Annotated in this window: 18 protein-coding genes; 7 read left to right on the forward strand and 11 right to left on the reverse strand. The window is 51.8% G+C overall.

The genetic code is table 11. From position 1 onward, the window contains the following. The 3 genes from RJ53_RS11150 to RJ53_RS11160 form a co-directional block, all read left to right on the forward strand. Positions 1-342 (forward strand): energy-coupling factor ABC transporter substrate-binding protein (locus RJ53_RS11150; RefSeq protein WP_343221892.1); only part of this gene is annotated, 342 nt, incomplete at its 5' end. A gap of 36 nt (positions 343-378) precedes the next feature. Next, positions 379-1,173 (forward strand): cobalt ECF transporter T component CbiQ, encoded by a 795-nt coding sequence (cbiQ, locus tag RJ53_RS11155; RefSeq protein ID WP_211531712.1) that lies wholly within the window; start codon positions 379-381, stop codon positions 1,171-1,173. Between the two features lie 11 nt (positions 1,174-1,184). Next, the gene (locus tag RJ53_RS11160; protein ID WP_211531713.1) at positions 1,185-2,369 is read left to right on the forward strand and encodes an energy-coupling factor ABC transporter ATP-binding protein; all 1,185 of its coding nucleotides are present in this window, start codon (positions 1,185-1,187) and stop codon (positions 2,367-2,369) included. Here RJ53_RS11160 and RJ53_RS11165 read toward each other — a convergent pair. The 8 genes from RJ53_RS11165 to cbiT are packed head-to-tail and all read right to left on the reverse strand — an operon-like array spanning position 2,319 to position 7,989. Beyond that, entirely contained in the window at positions 2,319-2,909 is a 591-nt protein-coding gene (locus RJ53_RS11165) for a cobalt-precorrin-7 (C(5))-methyltransferase (protein WP_211531714.1), read from the reverse strand. The two genes, RJ53_RS11160 and RJ53_RS11165, sit on opposite strands and share 51 nt — an antisense overlap. Next, positions 2,906-3,892, reverse strand: a complete 987-nt coding sequence (locus tag RJ53_RS11170) for a cobalt-precorrin-5B (C(1))-methyltransferase (protein ID WP_343221893.1) — start codon at positions 3,890-3,892, stop codon at positions 2,906-2,908. The genes RJ53_RS11165 and RJ53_RS11170 overlap by 4 nt, the downstream gene beginning before the upstream one ends. A gap of 8 nt (positions 3,893-3,900) precedes the next feature. Beyond that, positions 3,901-4,551 carry a precorrin-8X methylmutase gene (locus RJ53_RS11175; RefSeq protein WP_211531716.1) on the reverse strand — a complete coding sequence of 217 codons (651 nt, stop codon included), beginning with the start codon at positions 4,549-4,551 and terminating at the stop codon, positions 3,901-3,903. After that, complete coding sequence (cobJ, locus tag RJ53_RS11180; protein ID WP_211531717.1) at positions 4,499-5,281, reverse strand: precorrin-3B C(17)-methyltransferase; 783 nt, start codon at positions 5,279-5,281, stop codon at positions 4,499-4,501. The genes RJ53_RS11175 and cobJ overlap by 53 nt, the downstream gene beginning before the upstream one ends. After that, the gene (gene cbiG, locus RJ53_RS11185; protein WP_211531718.1) at positions 5,265-6,134 is read right to left on the reverse strand and encodes a cobalt-precorrin 5A hydrolase; all 870 of its coding nucleotides are present in this window, start codon (positions 6,132-6,134) and stop codon (positions 5,265-5,267) included. Before cbiG ends, cobJ begins: the two co-directional genes overlap by 17 nt. After that, positions 6,131-6,847 (reverse strand): cobalt-precorrin-4/precorrin-4 C(11)-methyltransferase, encoded by a 717-nt coding sequence (locus RJ53_RS11190; RefSeq protein ID WP_211531719.1) that lies wholly within the window; start codon positions 6,845-6,847, stop codon positions 6,131-6,133. Before RJ53_RS11190 ends, cbiG begins: the two co-directional genes overlap by 4 nt. Then, positions 6,848-7,456, reverse strand: coding sequence for a cobalt-factor II C(20)-methyltransferase (locus RJ53_RS11195; RefSeq protein ID WP_211531720.1), 609 nt, complete (start codon positions 7,454-7,456; stop codon positions 6,848-6,850). It lies immediately after the preceding gene. Further along, positions 7,450-7,989, reverse strand: coding sequence for a precorrin-6Y C5,15-methyltransferase (decarboxylating) subunit CbiT (gene cbiT / locus RJ53_RS11200; RefSeq protein ID WP_211531721.1), 540 nt, complete (start codon positions 7,987-7,989; stop codon positions 7,450-7,452). Before cbiT ends, RJ53_RS11195 begins: the two co-directional genes overlap by 7 nt. A 158-nt stretch (positions 7,990-8,147) precedes the next feature. On the opposite strand from cbiT, the gene RJ53_RS11205 reads away from it, so the two are divergent. Both RJ53_RS11205 and RJ53_RS11210 read left to right on the forward strand, forming a co-directional pair. Then, on the forward strand, positions 8,148-8,321 hold the full coding sequence (locus RJ53_RS11205; protein ID WP_211531722.1) for a 4Fe-4S binding protein: 174 nt from the start codon (positions 8,148-8,150) through the stop codon (positions 8,319-8,321). After that, complete coding sequence (locus RJ53_RS11210; RefSeq protein ID WP_211531723.1) at positions 8,318-9,511, forward strand: NAD(P)/FAD-dependent oxidoreductase; 1,194 nt, start codon at positions 8,318-8,320, stop codon at positions 9,509-9,511. Before RJ53_RS11205 ends, RJ53_RS11210 begins: the two co-directional genes overlap by 4 nt. A gap of 27 nt (positions 9,512-9,538) precedes the next feature. On the opposite strand, the gene RJ53_RS11215 is transcribed toward RJ53_RS11210, so the two are convergent. Further along, positions 9,539-10,198 carry a potassium channel family protein gene (locus RJ53_RS11215; protein WP_211531724.1) on the reverse strand — a complete coding sequence of 220 codons (660 nt, stop codon included), beginning with the start codon at positions 10,196-10,198 and terminating at the stop codon, positions 9,539-9,541. A 54-nt stretch (positions 10,199-10,252) separates the two neighbouring features. Between RJ53_RS11215 and rnhB the strand changes: the two genes are divergently transcribed. Both rnhB and RJ53_RS11225 read left to right on the forward strand, forming a co-directional pair. Further along, on the forward strand, positions 10,253-10,891 hold the full coding sequence (rnhB, locus tag RJ53_RS11220; RefSeq protein ID WP_211531725.1) for a ribonuclease HII: 639 nt from the start codon (positions 10,253-10,255) through the stop codon (positions 10,889-10,891). A gap of 43 nt (positions 10,892-10,934) precedes the next feature. Then, positions 10,935-12,230: a site-2 protease family protein gene (locus tag RJ53_RS11225; RefSeq protein ID WP_211531726.1), complete on the forward strand. Its 1,296-nt coding sequence runs from the start codon at positions 10,935-10,937 to the stop codon at positions 12,228-12,230. Between the two features lie 6 nt (positions 12,231-12,236). On the opposite strand, the gene RJ53_RS11230 is transcribed toward RJ53_RS11225, so the two are convergent. Both RJ53_RS11230 and RJ53_RS11235 read right to left on the reverse strand, forming a co-directional pair. Continuing rightward, entirely contained in the window at positions 12,237-12,662 is a 426-nt protein-coding gene (locus RJ53_RS11230) for a GNAT family N-acetyltransferase (protein ID WP_211531727.1), read from the reverse strand. Between the two features lie 88 nt (positions 12,663-12,750). Next, a partial coding sequence (locus RJ53_RS11235) for an SPFH domain-containing protein (RefSeq protein WP_394357509.1) occupies positions 12,751-13,232 on the reverse strand: 482 nt, incomplete at its 5' end.

Genomic DNA, 13,232 nt, shown 5'->3' on the forward strand with positions numbered 1-13,232 from the left:
CTCACAGGAGAGGGTGAATCGTCTCAGGGAGGGATGGGTATGAAATATGGCCTTGAGATCATCGTTGCGGTCGTCATCATCGCGTTTACGACCATCTTCCTCCTTCAGAATGCAGCTATTCAGGCAGCTCTTCCCGAAGGGGAGGAGGCATGGGGCGGTGCAGATGGTGCCGCTTCTGATTATATCGAAGAGATGGGGTATGAACCCTGGGCTGATCCCCTCTGGGAGCCACCAAGCGGTGAGATTGAATCACTTCTCTTTGCACTTCAGGCTGCAATAGGGGCATTTGTCATCGGATATATCTTCGGAACCTGGCGGGGAGCAAAACGCGGATCATCGTAGTTAAGATCTCTGAGATTCCATGTACTGGAGAGAGCCGTGCAATCCATTGACCATCATTTTTTAGATGACTACGCCTGCAGGAATGCGCTCCGGGAGACAGATACCCGGATGAAGCTCCTCCTCGGGCTTGGGGGCATCTTTATCGCAATATCCGCATCAACCCCCTATTCACCACTCTTTATCGCTCTCGTTCTTTCATATGTAACGGTTTTTCGTGCAGAGATACCTGTGCGCCTCTATGCCGCGCTCCTCTGTATTCCTGCATCGTTTGCACTGATGAGTGTCATCGTCATCCTTTTTGTGACAGGCGGCGGGGATCCCTTATGGACCCTGACCCTTCCCTGGTTTACCCTTATGGCCACGACCGATGCCGCATGGTATGCACTTATCATCCTCTCACGTGCCATCGGTGGAACGGCCGCGCTCCTCTTCATCGCTCTCACCACACCGGTGATTGAGCTCTTCGGACTGCTCCGCTCCCTCAGGATACCCCAGGAGTTCATTGACCTCTCCATGCTCCTCTATCGCTCGATATTCGTTCTGATCGGCGAAGCGGTTGCGATCTATAATGCGCAGGTGATGAGAAACGGCTATTCGTCATTTAAGGGAGGAGTAATCGCTTTTTCGATGCTCGCATCATCTCTCTTCATCAGGGCATGGGAACGGGGTGAGGAGCTCTTCAGTGCAATGGATGCCCGGTGTTATGATGGTAAGTTTGAGCTTCTCCAGTCATCGAATGATATACGTCTGCGGGATATTTTCCTGATCATCCTCTTTCTTCTGGTGGCAGGACTACTTGCGTTCCTCCCTCTCTCCTATCCCCCATTATAAGGTGTTCTCCTGTGTCAGTTCCAGCAATAGAATTTAAACAACTCTCGTTCGCCTACAGCGGGCGCCCGGATTCACTGAAATCGATCACCTTCTCACTCAGGAGAGGGAGCAAGACCGCCCTCGTCGGACCAAATGGCGCCGGCAAAACGACACTTCTCCTGATGTGCAATGGTACCCTCAGGCCGACATCCGGTACTGTCGTGATTGGGGGTGGTGAGATTTCGTACGATGCACGATCGCTTCGCGAGATACGGCGGCGTGTCGGCATGGTCTTTCAGAATTCTGATGCCCAGCTATTCGCTCCCACTGTCTACCAGGATGTCGCTTTTGGTCCATTGAATATCGGGATAAGCGATGAAGATATAGGACGTGCTGTGGCCGAATCCCTCTTTGCTGTTGGTCTTGCAGGGTATGAACGGCGGCCGCCGCATCATCTCTCGGGCGGAGAGAAGAAACGGGTGGCTATTGCGGGGGTGCTTGCGATGCAGCCTGAAATTTTGATCTTTGATGAACCAACAAGCTCCCTCGATCCTGCCGGGGCAGCCGAGATCATGGATCTCCTGGATGAACTTCATCATCAGGGGGTTACAATCCTCCTCTCTACCCATGACGTCGAGCTGGCATACCAGTGGGCGGATGATGTCGTGTTGATCGCTGATGGTGAAATTCTTCACCATGGTCCCCCTGCAACTATCTTCTGTGATACGGATCTGATGAGGAGGGCACATCTCACCATGCCCACGCTCCTCTCCCTCTATCATCATCTCGTTGCCCGGAGGCTCATGCAACCTGATATCCCTCCCGGCGGTATCCCGGATATGGCACAACGTATCGAGGAGATAACTCCCGGGGGGATTGCTCAGGACGCTCCGGCCCCCATCCATCTTCTTGATACCGGTGAAGGGGTAAATGGCCCGATCACCGCACTCCGGACCATCTATCCGAATCTTCGGATAGGAGTGATGGGAACAGCTGCCAAGCGAACCCTTGCGGAGGCAGCGATCATCCCGGATGTGACATACGGTGTGATCGATACATCGATCCTCCATGCACTCAGAAGAGAACCTGTCCTTATCATCACGACAGGGGGAATGATTGAACGGGTAAAGGCGAGGGTTCTTGATTTCTCTCGAACAAGCGGGATCTCACTTTCGGTTCTTCCTCTCCGGGAGAATGATACAACAGAAGAGATCTGAGTCCGGAACCGGGGGATTATCAGAGGATCCACGGAGGATCTTCTCCTCGTCCTCACCGAGATCCTGGCAGATGATGATCTCCGGATCCGTTCCCCTCAGGGCATCTGCAACCCTCTGAACCGGAAATTTTGGATCCGCAATGATGAAAACGGGACGATTCCGGCTGATATCATGGACAATATCGACCATTGCCTTATCATGATCCTTTCCATGGGCATCGATCACCGAGACGTTACTCCACGGGACGCCGACTCGTGCAAAAGCAACCTGAAGTGATGAGATGCCGGAGATGATCTCCCCTTCAAGGTATCCAAGCCCTGCGAGGAGGGGATCTCCTGTAGAGAGGATGACTGCATCATCCGGAAGACTCTTGAGTGCCTTATAATCGGTGATTGTATTGACAGTACAATCAGGGTGAATATATCGATTCACCCGTTCGATTGCCCGTCCGGATCCATAGATGAGCCTGGCAGAGAGGATCGCCGCAATCGCCTCTTCTGTGAGCATCCCCTCGCCGCACCCGACACCAATCACCTTCATTGTGAATCACCGATGATCCCGCCATTCCGATCGACCACGACGATCCGGAGATTCGGCGATCTCTGCTCCCTGAGAATCGTCTGCATCCTCAGAACTCCTTCTTCGGTTGCCATATATTCCTCGACCGTCTGAAATCCGGTTCCTTCAAGAATATCCAGGACCAGAAACTTCAGAATAAGTCCGGGAAGGCCGCAGAGGACTGCTTTCCCCTTCACTGCACCGAGGGCCTGGCCTATTCTGGATCCGGCAAGGACGACCTCGTGATCAGGGAAGAGGAGGCGTGAGATCCGAAGACCGATCCGCCCGGTGGTGATGACCACCCGATCCGCTCCCCTGATCCGGTCCTCCATCGCTGAACCGAGATGATCATCCCAGGGCTCAACAAATCCGGTTGTTCCAAGGAGGGATATGCCCCCCTCAACCCCAACCTTCGGGTTTAAGGTGTCAGCACCTGCTTCAATGCCACCAATGACCGAGAGGGTGACGGATACACCTGTATACCCTGTTTCAGAAAGTGCTTCATGGATTGCGGTGAGGATACATTCCCGGGCGGGTGGCGATATCGCAGGCTCGCCTTTCTCATATCGTGGTGTATCACGGGTGAACCTCCCGATACCTTCACCAGCCCTGATGGTGATTCCATTCCCTTCCAGAACCGCATCTGCCCTGAAGATGAGGCCGGCGGTCCGGTCTTCCGGATAGTCCCCCGGATCCTTCACAGCCCTGCCCTGCCCCTCTTCACCTGATACGGGTACAGCCACCCTGATGCCGCAGGGGAGGAGGAGATCCACCTCTGAAACTTTGTCTTCAAAAGAAAGAACAGCTGCCTTTGTCGCAGCAGCAGCGGTTGCCCCGGTTGTTATACCTCGTCTGAGGATTGATCCTGATGCGGTCAGCACGGCTCTTCCTTCTTCAACAAGGGCACGGGACGTATCGTCTTTAACGCGGGATACCCATTCCTCAGGATAGGGAAACCCTGTCACAGGATCGATCATAAGGATAACGTGATGATCTCATTGATGCTGGCGACTGCGATGGGTGTTCCTCCGCGTGTGCCAAGATTGGAGATCGATGGAACCGGTTTTGTCCTGAGTAGCTCTTTTGATTCTGCCGCATTCACAAATCCGACCGGTGTTCCGATGACGAGGCGGGGTATGATCCCTTCATCGATCATAGAACAGACGGACAGGAGGGCAGATGGGGCATTTCCGATGACGATGATGGATCCATGCAGTCTCTCCCTGAGAGCGAGAAATCCTGCGGATGTCCGGGTGATACCGGTCTCTTCTGCGATATCAGCACCATAATCAAGGGCACACTCGACACTGCATTGATGTCCTTTCTTCAGGATCCCGATCTGTACCATTCTGATATCTGTGAAGATCGGTGTCCCTTCTCTGACCGCCGAGACACCGGCAGTGACCGGATCATTGGAAAACCGCATCAGGTCAGCCATCGCAAAGTCGCCCACTGCAACCGAGTAGCGTTGCCGAATCCGATCTTCCGGGGTGCTATTCCCGATCGTCTCACGTGCAAGTTTCCGGCTCGCCGATGCAATCGCATACCCTTCGCGTGTGTCTGCGCCAAGGTCAATATACGTATTTCCGGTGATATCCTCGTGGGGTGATAATTCCTCTGACATCGTCTCCAACCTTCCAAATCCGGCTTTCAATGCCGCCGATGATCACAATTGAATGCATGTCGATGGGGGAGGTGTCGGCCCTCAGCTCCGCCAGTGTCATGACATGCACCTCTTCACCTGGCCGGTAGGCATTCCTAACAACACCGACCGGTGTTTCGTCTCCTCTATGCCGCCCGATGACCGCAATGGCGGTATCAAGGTTATGCGGTCGTCCCCGGCTTCGGGGATTATAGATTGCAACCGGGACTCCCATACGTGATGCAAGATCAAGCCGCTCCTCGATCACCTCCCATGGGGTGAGGAGATCAGAGAGGGAGAGGGTGACATAATCGCCGGAGAGAGGGGAACCGAGGCGTGATGCTGCAGCAGTTGCCGCCGTCACTCCGGGGATCACCTCGACCAAAACCTCGGACTGTGTCCTCTCAGCGACCTCAAGGACGATACTCGCCATGCCATAGACACCGGCATCACCCCCGGAGACCATCGCAACACGGTGGCTGGCTGCGAGATCGAGTGCCATCTGTGCCCGGTTCACCTCTTCGCCCATCGGGCTTTTGACCACTTCTTTTCCGGTAATAAGCGGCCTGATGAGATCGATATAGACGTTATTCCCAATAATATACTCTGCCTTTGCGATCGCCTTGAGGGCGGCAGGAGTCAGCTGTTGTGTATTTCCCGGTCCTGTGCTGACGATCGAGAGGAGCCCGGTCTTTTTAGCGTCCGATTGCAATGGTAACCCTTCCGTAGGTCTTCTTCTTCATAACAAGTCTCCCCATCTCTGCCAGGGCAACTGCACACGGTTCTGCAACACCGGAGAGCCCGATGAGTCCTGCACGTGATGGGGATGGTGTCTCTGTTCTATTGATCGTTTCGTCGTCAAGATAGATGAGTACACCCCCTATCTCTGCAATCCCTTCTGCCAGCCCGGGATCACCCCGCTTCTTCTCTGTCGTTACATATGCCCCGATCTCCTCCTGGCGGATCTTTTCCGTTGAGAGTGCTGACCGGACGGCATCGACGACCTCAGCTGCGGTAATTCCGCGACGTGCTCCAATCCCGACCATATACGGGCGTTTCTGGATAAGAACCGATACACCCGGACCGGCGATGACGATGCCAGGCTCCGGGATCTCATAGAGAGGGACATCTCCATCAAGGAAGGCGGCGTTCACCCTTCGTGTCGATGGTCGGTTGATGACCCGGCACCCCGCCTTGTCTGCTATCCCCTCGACCGAAGGCCGACCATGCACCTCGGTTGCGGTGGTTATCACAGGGGTAATACCAAGTTCAGAGAGGCGGGTGGCTATCTCATTGCCGCCATGATGGCCTCCGAGGACCGGAATTGCATACCGGCAATCCGGACTGACGACGATGACAGCCGGATCATGCCATTTATCCCGCAGGAGCGGGGCTGAGGAACGGACTGCGATACCCGCCGACATGACCGCGATAATGGCATTGTACTCCGCAAAAGCGCGTTCAAAGATTGTGTCGTCATACATGAGGAGATCGCCTCCAACCGCTTCTGCGATCTCCTCTCCTGCGGTCCGGAACCGGGGAAGGGTGATGACGGCAATCTTCATGAATAGAGGTGTGAATGGGTAAAGTCGCTCTCGATCCCAAGGACGGCTTTTCCGATGATGATAAGGGCTGTACGGGTTATCCCGGCTTCATCTGCTCTGTCTGCGATATCCGCGACCGTTCCTTTGACAATCTTCTGGTCATCCCAGGTCGCGTGATAGATGACGGCGACGGGCGTCTCCTTTGGGCAGTCAACCCGCTCCATGATCTCCCTGAGTTTCTCGGTTCCAAGGAAGATAACGAGTGTCTCACCGATACGTGAGAGCTCCCTGATCCGATCCTCTTTCAGGGTTGCCCCTGCAGGCCGGGTGATGATGACACTTTCAGAGACGCCACGAAGGGTCAGCTGTGTTTTCAGGGCCGCTGCTGCTCCAAAGAGAGAAGAGACTCCCGGAATGATCTCAGCCTTGATCCCATCCTTTGAGAGGATAGCCATCTGTTCGACTATTGCGCCATAGATGGCTGGATCACCCGAATGAAGGCGTACAACAAGTTCTCCACGGGAGATACCATCTCTGATGGCACCACAGATCTCTTCAAGATTCATCTTTGAAGAGTCAAGTTTAATGGCTGCACCTGAGGCCTCGATAAGTTCGGGATTGATAAGTGATCCTGCGTAGATGAGAAGATCGGCCCTCTTCAAAAGATCCATCCCCTTTACCGTGATCAGGCCCGGATCACCGCATCCTGCACCTACAATATAAAATGTTGTCATCTATTTCCTCGCATATAATACACTGAAATAACTGCTCTCCTCCGGGAGGTCATTTCCGGTAAAGACCGACATCCCGTCCATGTACATCCGTTCTATCAGGGCAAACTCAGTATAACCATCTCGTCGGAGCTGGTCTGCCATCTCCTGCGGCCGCCGAACCTTGAGTCTGATAGCGACCTCCTCCTTTGATCCATCCGAGACCGAGAAGCTGGAAGAGATTGGGATCTGTGCAACTGAAGAGAAGGCGGTGATGGAACTGATCCCTGGCACAGTTTCACATACTATCTCCGGATGTTTTCTCTGTAATATCGCTGTTAACCGCGAGAACGTTGAAAAGAAGTTTGGGTCTCCGATGATCCCAAAGACCGCAGTCCCCGAGAGTGCTGCCGGGGCGATTCTGTCCGCATTCTCTTCCATACATCGCTCGATAAACACCTCGTCATGTGTCATCGGGAAGTCGAGAGTAACTGCATCACTCCGGTATGGGGCGACGAGATCATATGCCATCTCCCCGGGGACAAAGACTGCATCAGCTTCCCGAAGGAGCCGGGCAGCCTTGATGGTAAGAAGCTCCGGATCTCCCGGGCCAAGGCCGACTGCAATTAGCATGGTACAACACCTCCATGAATGATATAGATTGGATTAATTGGCTTAAACATTGTTTTACCAAGGAGATCATAGGATCTTGAAACCTGAAGCAGGACCGCTTCCTGAAAGATTCCAAGGGATTTCATTGTCTGGATAGCAGAGGATGCAGTCTCAATAAGAACCGCATTGACGACGATTGATCTGACTCTCTTTTCGGCAAGAAGCGTGAGCATCCCGGTGAGACCTTGCGTTCCTCCGATGAATGCGACATCTATTCTATCCATATCGTTGATGAGGTTGATGGCATCGCCCTCGACGAGAGTGATGTTTGTACATCCATTGGATCTGATATTCTCTCGTGCGGTCTCGATTGCCTCAGGTCTGATATCAACGGCATATACGTGCCGGGCGGTATCGGCGATGGCAAGACTGACCGTCCCGGTTCCACAGCCGATATCAATTGCGATATCATCCTTCTGTACGCCGAGTTTATTGAGTGCGACCGCACAGACCTCGGGTTGTGTCGGCCCCCCCTTGAGCGGACTCGTTGTCATAAATCATCTATCAGGCGGTTGTACCTTCCTCTTGGTCCGATTCTATTGGCGCTTTTTCTTAATAGGTATTGGTATTTCTGTGTGGTACGCCCCGACTCCTCTTTCTTTGTATATTGAAACAATATCATTAAAGGCTCACATGATCAATGAATCTAACAATGCTCAATATACGGAGGGATATTTGTGGATATTGCGGAGCATGCGTCTCCGTCTGTCCGGAAGGTGCCCTTGAGCTGATCGATGCTTATCTTACGGTTGAGGATGCCTGTATTAACTGTGGTATCTGTGAGAAGATATGCCCACTCGGAGCTCTGGAGGTTATCAAGGAATGAAACGGCAGTATGATATGCTTGTTGTCGGTGGAGGACCCGGCGGGGCGTTTGCCGCAAAGACTGCAGCAGAGAAGGGTCTCTCTGTCTGTCTTGTCGAGAAGAGGCCGGCCATCGGCACTCCCGTCAGATGTGCAGAGGGTATCGGAAAGGAACTTCTCACCGATTTTCTCCCCCCTGATCCAAAATGGATCTCCACGGATATCGAGCGTGCAGAGCTCGTCGCTCCTGATGGTTTTTCGATGCTCCTTGAACCGAGCAAAGCCGGAAATGAGGTCGGATATATCCTGGATCGGAAAGTCTTCGACCGTGAACTCGTCTGGAAGGCGGCGGAAGCCGGAACAGAGACTTATGTGAAGGCACGGGCGACTGCACCGATCATGAGGAATGGTGCTGTTGCCGGTGCTGTTATCGAGCAGCATGGGAAGAAATATGAGATTAATGCCGATATTGTCATTGCTGCCGATGGTATAGAGTCAAAGTTTGCACGTTGGGCAGGTATTGATACAACGGTGCCATACAAGGAGATAGAGACCTGTGCACAATACCTGATGACAGGACTACCAATCGATTCGAAGAGGACGACCTTCTACCTTGGAAATGAGATTGCGCCGGCAGGCTATCTCTGGGTCTTCCCAAAAGGAGATGGTACTGCAAATGTCGGCATTGGTATTGGTGGTGATAAGAGCGGAGATGGCCACCGTGCAAAGGACTATCTCGATCGCTTCATTGCACAAAAATTCCCCAACGGAAAGACGATCGAACTCATCATCGGTGGTGTCTCGGTCTGTAAACCTCTTGCATCAACCGTTGCTGACAACATGATGATCGTTGGCGATGCTGCACGTATCTCTGATCCGATAACCGGAGGAGGCATTTACAATGCGATGTATACCGGACGACTTGCCGGACAGACCGCGATTGCCGCGATTGAAGCGGGTGATACCAGCAGGGAAGCACTGATGCCCTATGATACAACGTGGCGGGCATCAAAGATGGGTAAGGCCATTGAAAGAAACTATGCGATAAAAGAGGTCTTTACCAGACTCAATGATGAGAAACTCAACTCTATCGTACATTCCATATCAAAGATAAACCTGGAGCATTTCAGCACTCTCACACTACTCAAAGAGTTGATGAAGGCGAATCCATCATTACTCCTTGAACTTCGTCACCTCCGTTCAGTCCTCTGAATTAAAAACATGTCAGAGGATCTGATTTCACCTTTTTTGAAATTGTTGACTTAAGTATCGAAGACTCTGAACCTCAGAATCCTTCTTTGAGAAGACGGTGATTACGTCCTCTGGTAAAATGACGAGATCTCCACGGGGTATCAGGAGATCCCCTGCCCTGTGTATGGCGATGAATACATAGTCCTTCACCTCAAGCTCACGAATCTCCTTATCCACTCCTTCTGAACCTTCTTCAACGGTGATCTCAAATATTCCACCCCCCGGAATCGAGGCGAGTGCCTGTGTATTTGGATTTTCTGCCCATGTATAAAGCGAACGGGCGACGATCTCATCAGGATTCTCACTAATCCTGACCCCAACTTCATTAAAAAGTTCCGAGTGTTCCTTCTGATTAACTACAGAGACGACATTGGGGACCGAATACCGCTTGGCAAGCCAGCAGGTCATCAGGTTTGCCGCATCGTCACTTGTCGTTGCGACAAGTGCATCAGTATGATCGATACCGGCATCCTCAAGGACGGCTTTATCGGTTGCATTACCGGTTATGGCAAGGAGATCATATTCCTCAAGCATATCGGCGCAACGGTCCTCATCGCGATCGATGACCACAACACTGTCACCATTCTCAGCAGCGATAGCCGCAAGATTCCTCCCGATGCCCCCGAGGCCCACCACAATGATGTACATATAAAGCATTAACCTGCAGAGATATTGAAATAGCTTGCGACACGATCTCTACGTATGTTCTCCGGAGTCGATGAAGCAGGAAAAGGCGCAGTGCTCGGTCCTATGGTGATTGCGGGCATCGGCGTTTCCGATCTGGCTTCCCTTGAGAATCTTGGTATTCGCGACTCCAAACTGCTCTCACCACGTCGACGGGAGATGATCTTTGATCTTCTGACATCCTCCTTTTCGTATCATGTCGTTTCCCTTCTCCCTTATGATATTGATGCTGCTCTTCCTTCCATCTCTATCAACCGCCTTATCGCAGAGGCGAATGCTGCCTGTGTTACTGCACTCTCATCAGAGGTTGCGTATCTTGATGCATGTGATGTCAATGCCGGGCGTTTTGGTGAGAATGTCTCATATCTTATTCCGTTTCCATGTACCGTAATTGCAGAACACCAGGCAGATCGGTCTTATCCAATCGTTGGCGCTGCCAGCATCATTGCCAAGGTGATACGGGATCGGTCGATCGAAGCCCTTAATGAAGAATATGGAGAAATTGGGAGCGGCTATCCGTCTGATAAAACTACCATCCGGTTTCTCACGGATTATATCCGCGACAATCATATTCCTCCTCCATGTGCACGCAGGAGCTGGAAGACCGTCTCTTCACTTCTTTTACGGCAGAATCAGTCTTCTCTTTCTGATTTCTGAGATGAGCTGTGGTTTTAAGATGACGGAAACCCAATAAATACCAATGGATTGGATCGTCTATGTCATCCTCGCAATTGCCCTCTACGCTTGTATCGCCTTTATAATCCGGCGAAGCGGCGTCTTTTCAGAGAATATCTCATTCTATGGGCCTATTATGGCAATAAAAACCGATAAGGTTGGATTTTTTGATAGATTCATCCCCTTCGGTTCGATCCTGCGGGTGTACGGTACTGTCGGCGTTCTGATGGTCGTCGTCATCTCGGGGCTGATGACATACCTCCTGCTGAAAACAACAGAACTTACTCTCCTGACGCAACCAGAACCGACAGATTTTCAGAAACCCCAGAATATTCTCCTCATCCCCGGTATCAATGAGTTCATCCCATCGAGCTTTGCAGTCTGGACTGCCCTTGTTCTGACGATTGCAATCCATGAGTTCGGTCACGGCATCCTTTGCAGGGTCGAGGGAATTGCTGTCAGAAGCACCGGACTTCTCCTGGCTGTCATTCCTATCGGCGCATTTGTCGAGCCGGATGAAGATGATCTCAATAAAACCCATGGTATGGCAAAGATGCGGATGTTTGGTGCGGGAATAACAAACAATCTCACCATCGGAGTTATCTGTTTCATCACCCTTGTCCTGCTCCTTGGAATGGTGGCGCCCTCCCCGACCCCTATCATTAACGGGGTCTATCAGGATTATCCTGCATGGGAAGCGGATCTTCCGTATCCTTCAATCATCACCATGGTGAATGGGGGATCTGTCGAGACACGCGAGGAGGTTTCGGCTATCCTTCATGAGACCTCACCAGGGGATGCCATTACGCTGACTGTTGATAAGGATGGTCTGGTGAGCAGCCATACGCTCACCCTTTCACCATGGCCGGACGAGCTGGAGACAGGGTATGAATCAGGCTTTATGGGGATCACGTATTATGACAGCGAACAGGTTGTTGATGTCTTTGGAAATCTGGCTTCGCCCCAGGGAATGCTCTACCTCCTTATCGCACCTTTGAATATCGTTCCTGGTGCAGAGTTTCTGAGGGTTATCCCGTATGAATCTGTGGAGAGCACCTATCTCCAGGTGCCTTTTGATGGATTCTGGGGTGTCATCCATCTTCTCTTCTGGATTGGATGGATCAATATCATGGTCGGGATCTTTAATGCCCTCCCGATGGTTCCGCTTGATGGTGGATATATTCTGAAGGAAGGGTTACTCCGACTCCTTGAACGGCGAGGACTTGGCCGGTATGTGGATGGTATTGTCAGCACAGTATCCTGGGCGGTGCTCTTGATGCTGATGGCACCGATCCTTCTGCCTTATCTCTTCCATCTCTGATTTTTGTCAGCTTCTTACCATCGGGATCGCATTACAGCCTTCCATCTCCCCGAAACAGAAGAGAAACCGATCACGAATTGTCTGAGGCATCTGCTTCTCCTCAATTCTTGAGAAGCCAAGAGAGGTATAAAAGGAGATTAAAGGAAGCGTTGAATGGATGTAGATTGGTGTTTCTCCGCAGGATGATAGTAGTGCTTCGACGGTGAGACGGGCATATCCTCTTCCACGATGCGTCTCAGGTGTAAAGACACAATCCATCTCAAGTCCATCGGGATGCCTGGTACACCGGGCGGTTGAGACGAGGATCCCATCCTCAAATACCCCGAATATTCTTTCAACTGCCGGATCTGCTTTCTGACCGCGGTACTGGATCCAGATTTTTTCGGCATCTTTGAATTCTTCTCTTCTGAGTTCACGAACGATGAGTCTCATGTATCTCTCCAAAATGACGTAATGTGATATTCGTAATAAAATAAAAAAAATGATTGCATTCAGCTATCTGCTGATATCTTCTCTGACCCTACTCTTTCGGATCGAGCTTCTCCTTTGAGATCATCTTCACATCCGATGTCTCAATCTTTTCGATATCCTTTAAGATCTCCTGGGCTGAGCTGATAGCCTCGTCCTTTCCTGGCATATCTCCAAGGAGTTCCTCAGAGAGTTCAACGAGGCTATCGGTTTCCTCCATATGATCTTCCGTAGCACCGAGGAACTTTGCGCTCTGCTTGATAAGGCTTGAGATCTCAAATGGAAGGACAATCTTGGTCGATTCTCCTTCTGCCATCTTCTTTAAGGCTTCAAGTGAGAGGACAGTGATGGAGCGCTTGTCCAGTGAGCGTGAACCAAGTGCAATAATACGCAGCCCCTGTGCCTCTCCCTGGGATACCAGAATCTTACTCTGCCGGTCTCCTTCTGCCCTGAGGATCTTACTCTGCCGATCACCCTCTGCTTCGAGGATCATACTCTGCCGGAGACCTTCTGCGCTGAGAATTGCGGCACGCT

The organism is Methanocalculus chunghsingensis (assembly GCF_018132105.1).
Taxonomy (GTDB): Archaea; Halobacteriota; Methanomicrobia; order Methanomicrobiales; family Methanocorpusculaceae; genus Methanocalculus; species Methanocalculus chunghsingensis.

Bases quoted from the DNA above. Each gene is read 5' to 3' on its own strand.
- RJ53_RS11165 (WP_211531714.1), bottom strand. From the start codon at position 2,909: ATGAAGGTGATTGGTGTCGGGTGCGGCGAGGGGATGCTCACAGAAGAG.
- RJ53_RS11175 (WP_211531716.1), bottom strand. From the start codon at position 4,551: ATGTCAGAGGAATTATCACCCCACGAGGATATCACCGGAAATACGTAT.
- cbiG (WP_211531718.1), bottom strand. From the start codon at position 6,134: ATGAAGATTGCCGTCATCACCCTTCCCCGGTTCCGGACCGCAGGAGAG.
- RJ53_RS11190 (WP_211531719.1), bottom strand. From the start codon at position 6,847: ATGACAACATTTTATATTGTAGGTGCAGGATGCGGTGATCCGGGCCTG.
- RJ53_RS11195 (WP_211531720.1), bottom strand. From the start codon at position 7,456: ATGCTAATTGCAGTCGGCCTTGGCCCGGGAGATCCGGAGCTTCTTACC.
- cbiT (WP_211531721.1), bottom strand. From the start codon at position 7,989: ATGACAACGAGTCCGCTCAAGGGGGGGCCGACACAACCCGAGGTCTGT.
- RJ53_RS11205 (WP_211531722.1), top strand. From the start codon at position 8,148: ATGCTCAATATACGGAGGGATATTTGTGGATATTGCGGAGCATGCGTC.
- RJ53_RS11210 (WP_211531723.1), top strand. From the start codon at position 8,318: ATGAAACGGCAGTATGATATGCTTGTTGTCGGTGGAGGACCCGGCGGG.
- RJ53_RS11215 (WP_211531724.1), bottom strand. From the start codon at position 10,198: ATGTACATCATTGTGGTGGGCCTCGGGGGCATCGGGAGGAATCTTGCG.
- rnhB (WP_211531725.1), top strand. From the start codon at position 10,253: ATGTTCTCCGGAGTCGATGAAGCAGGAAAAGGCGCAGTGCTCGGTCCT.
- RJ53_RS11225 (WP_211531726.1), top strand. From the start codon at position 10,935: ATGGATTGGATCGTCTATGTCATCCTCGCAATTGCCCTCTACGCTTGT.
- RJ53_RS11230 (WP_211531727.1), bottom strand. From the start codon at position 12,662: ATGAGACTCATCGTTCGTGAACTCAGAAGAGAAGAATTCAAAGATGCC.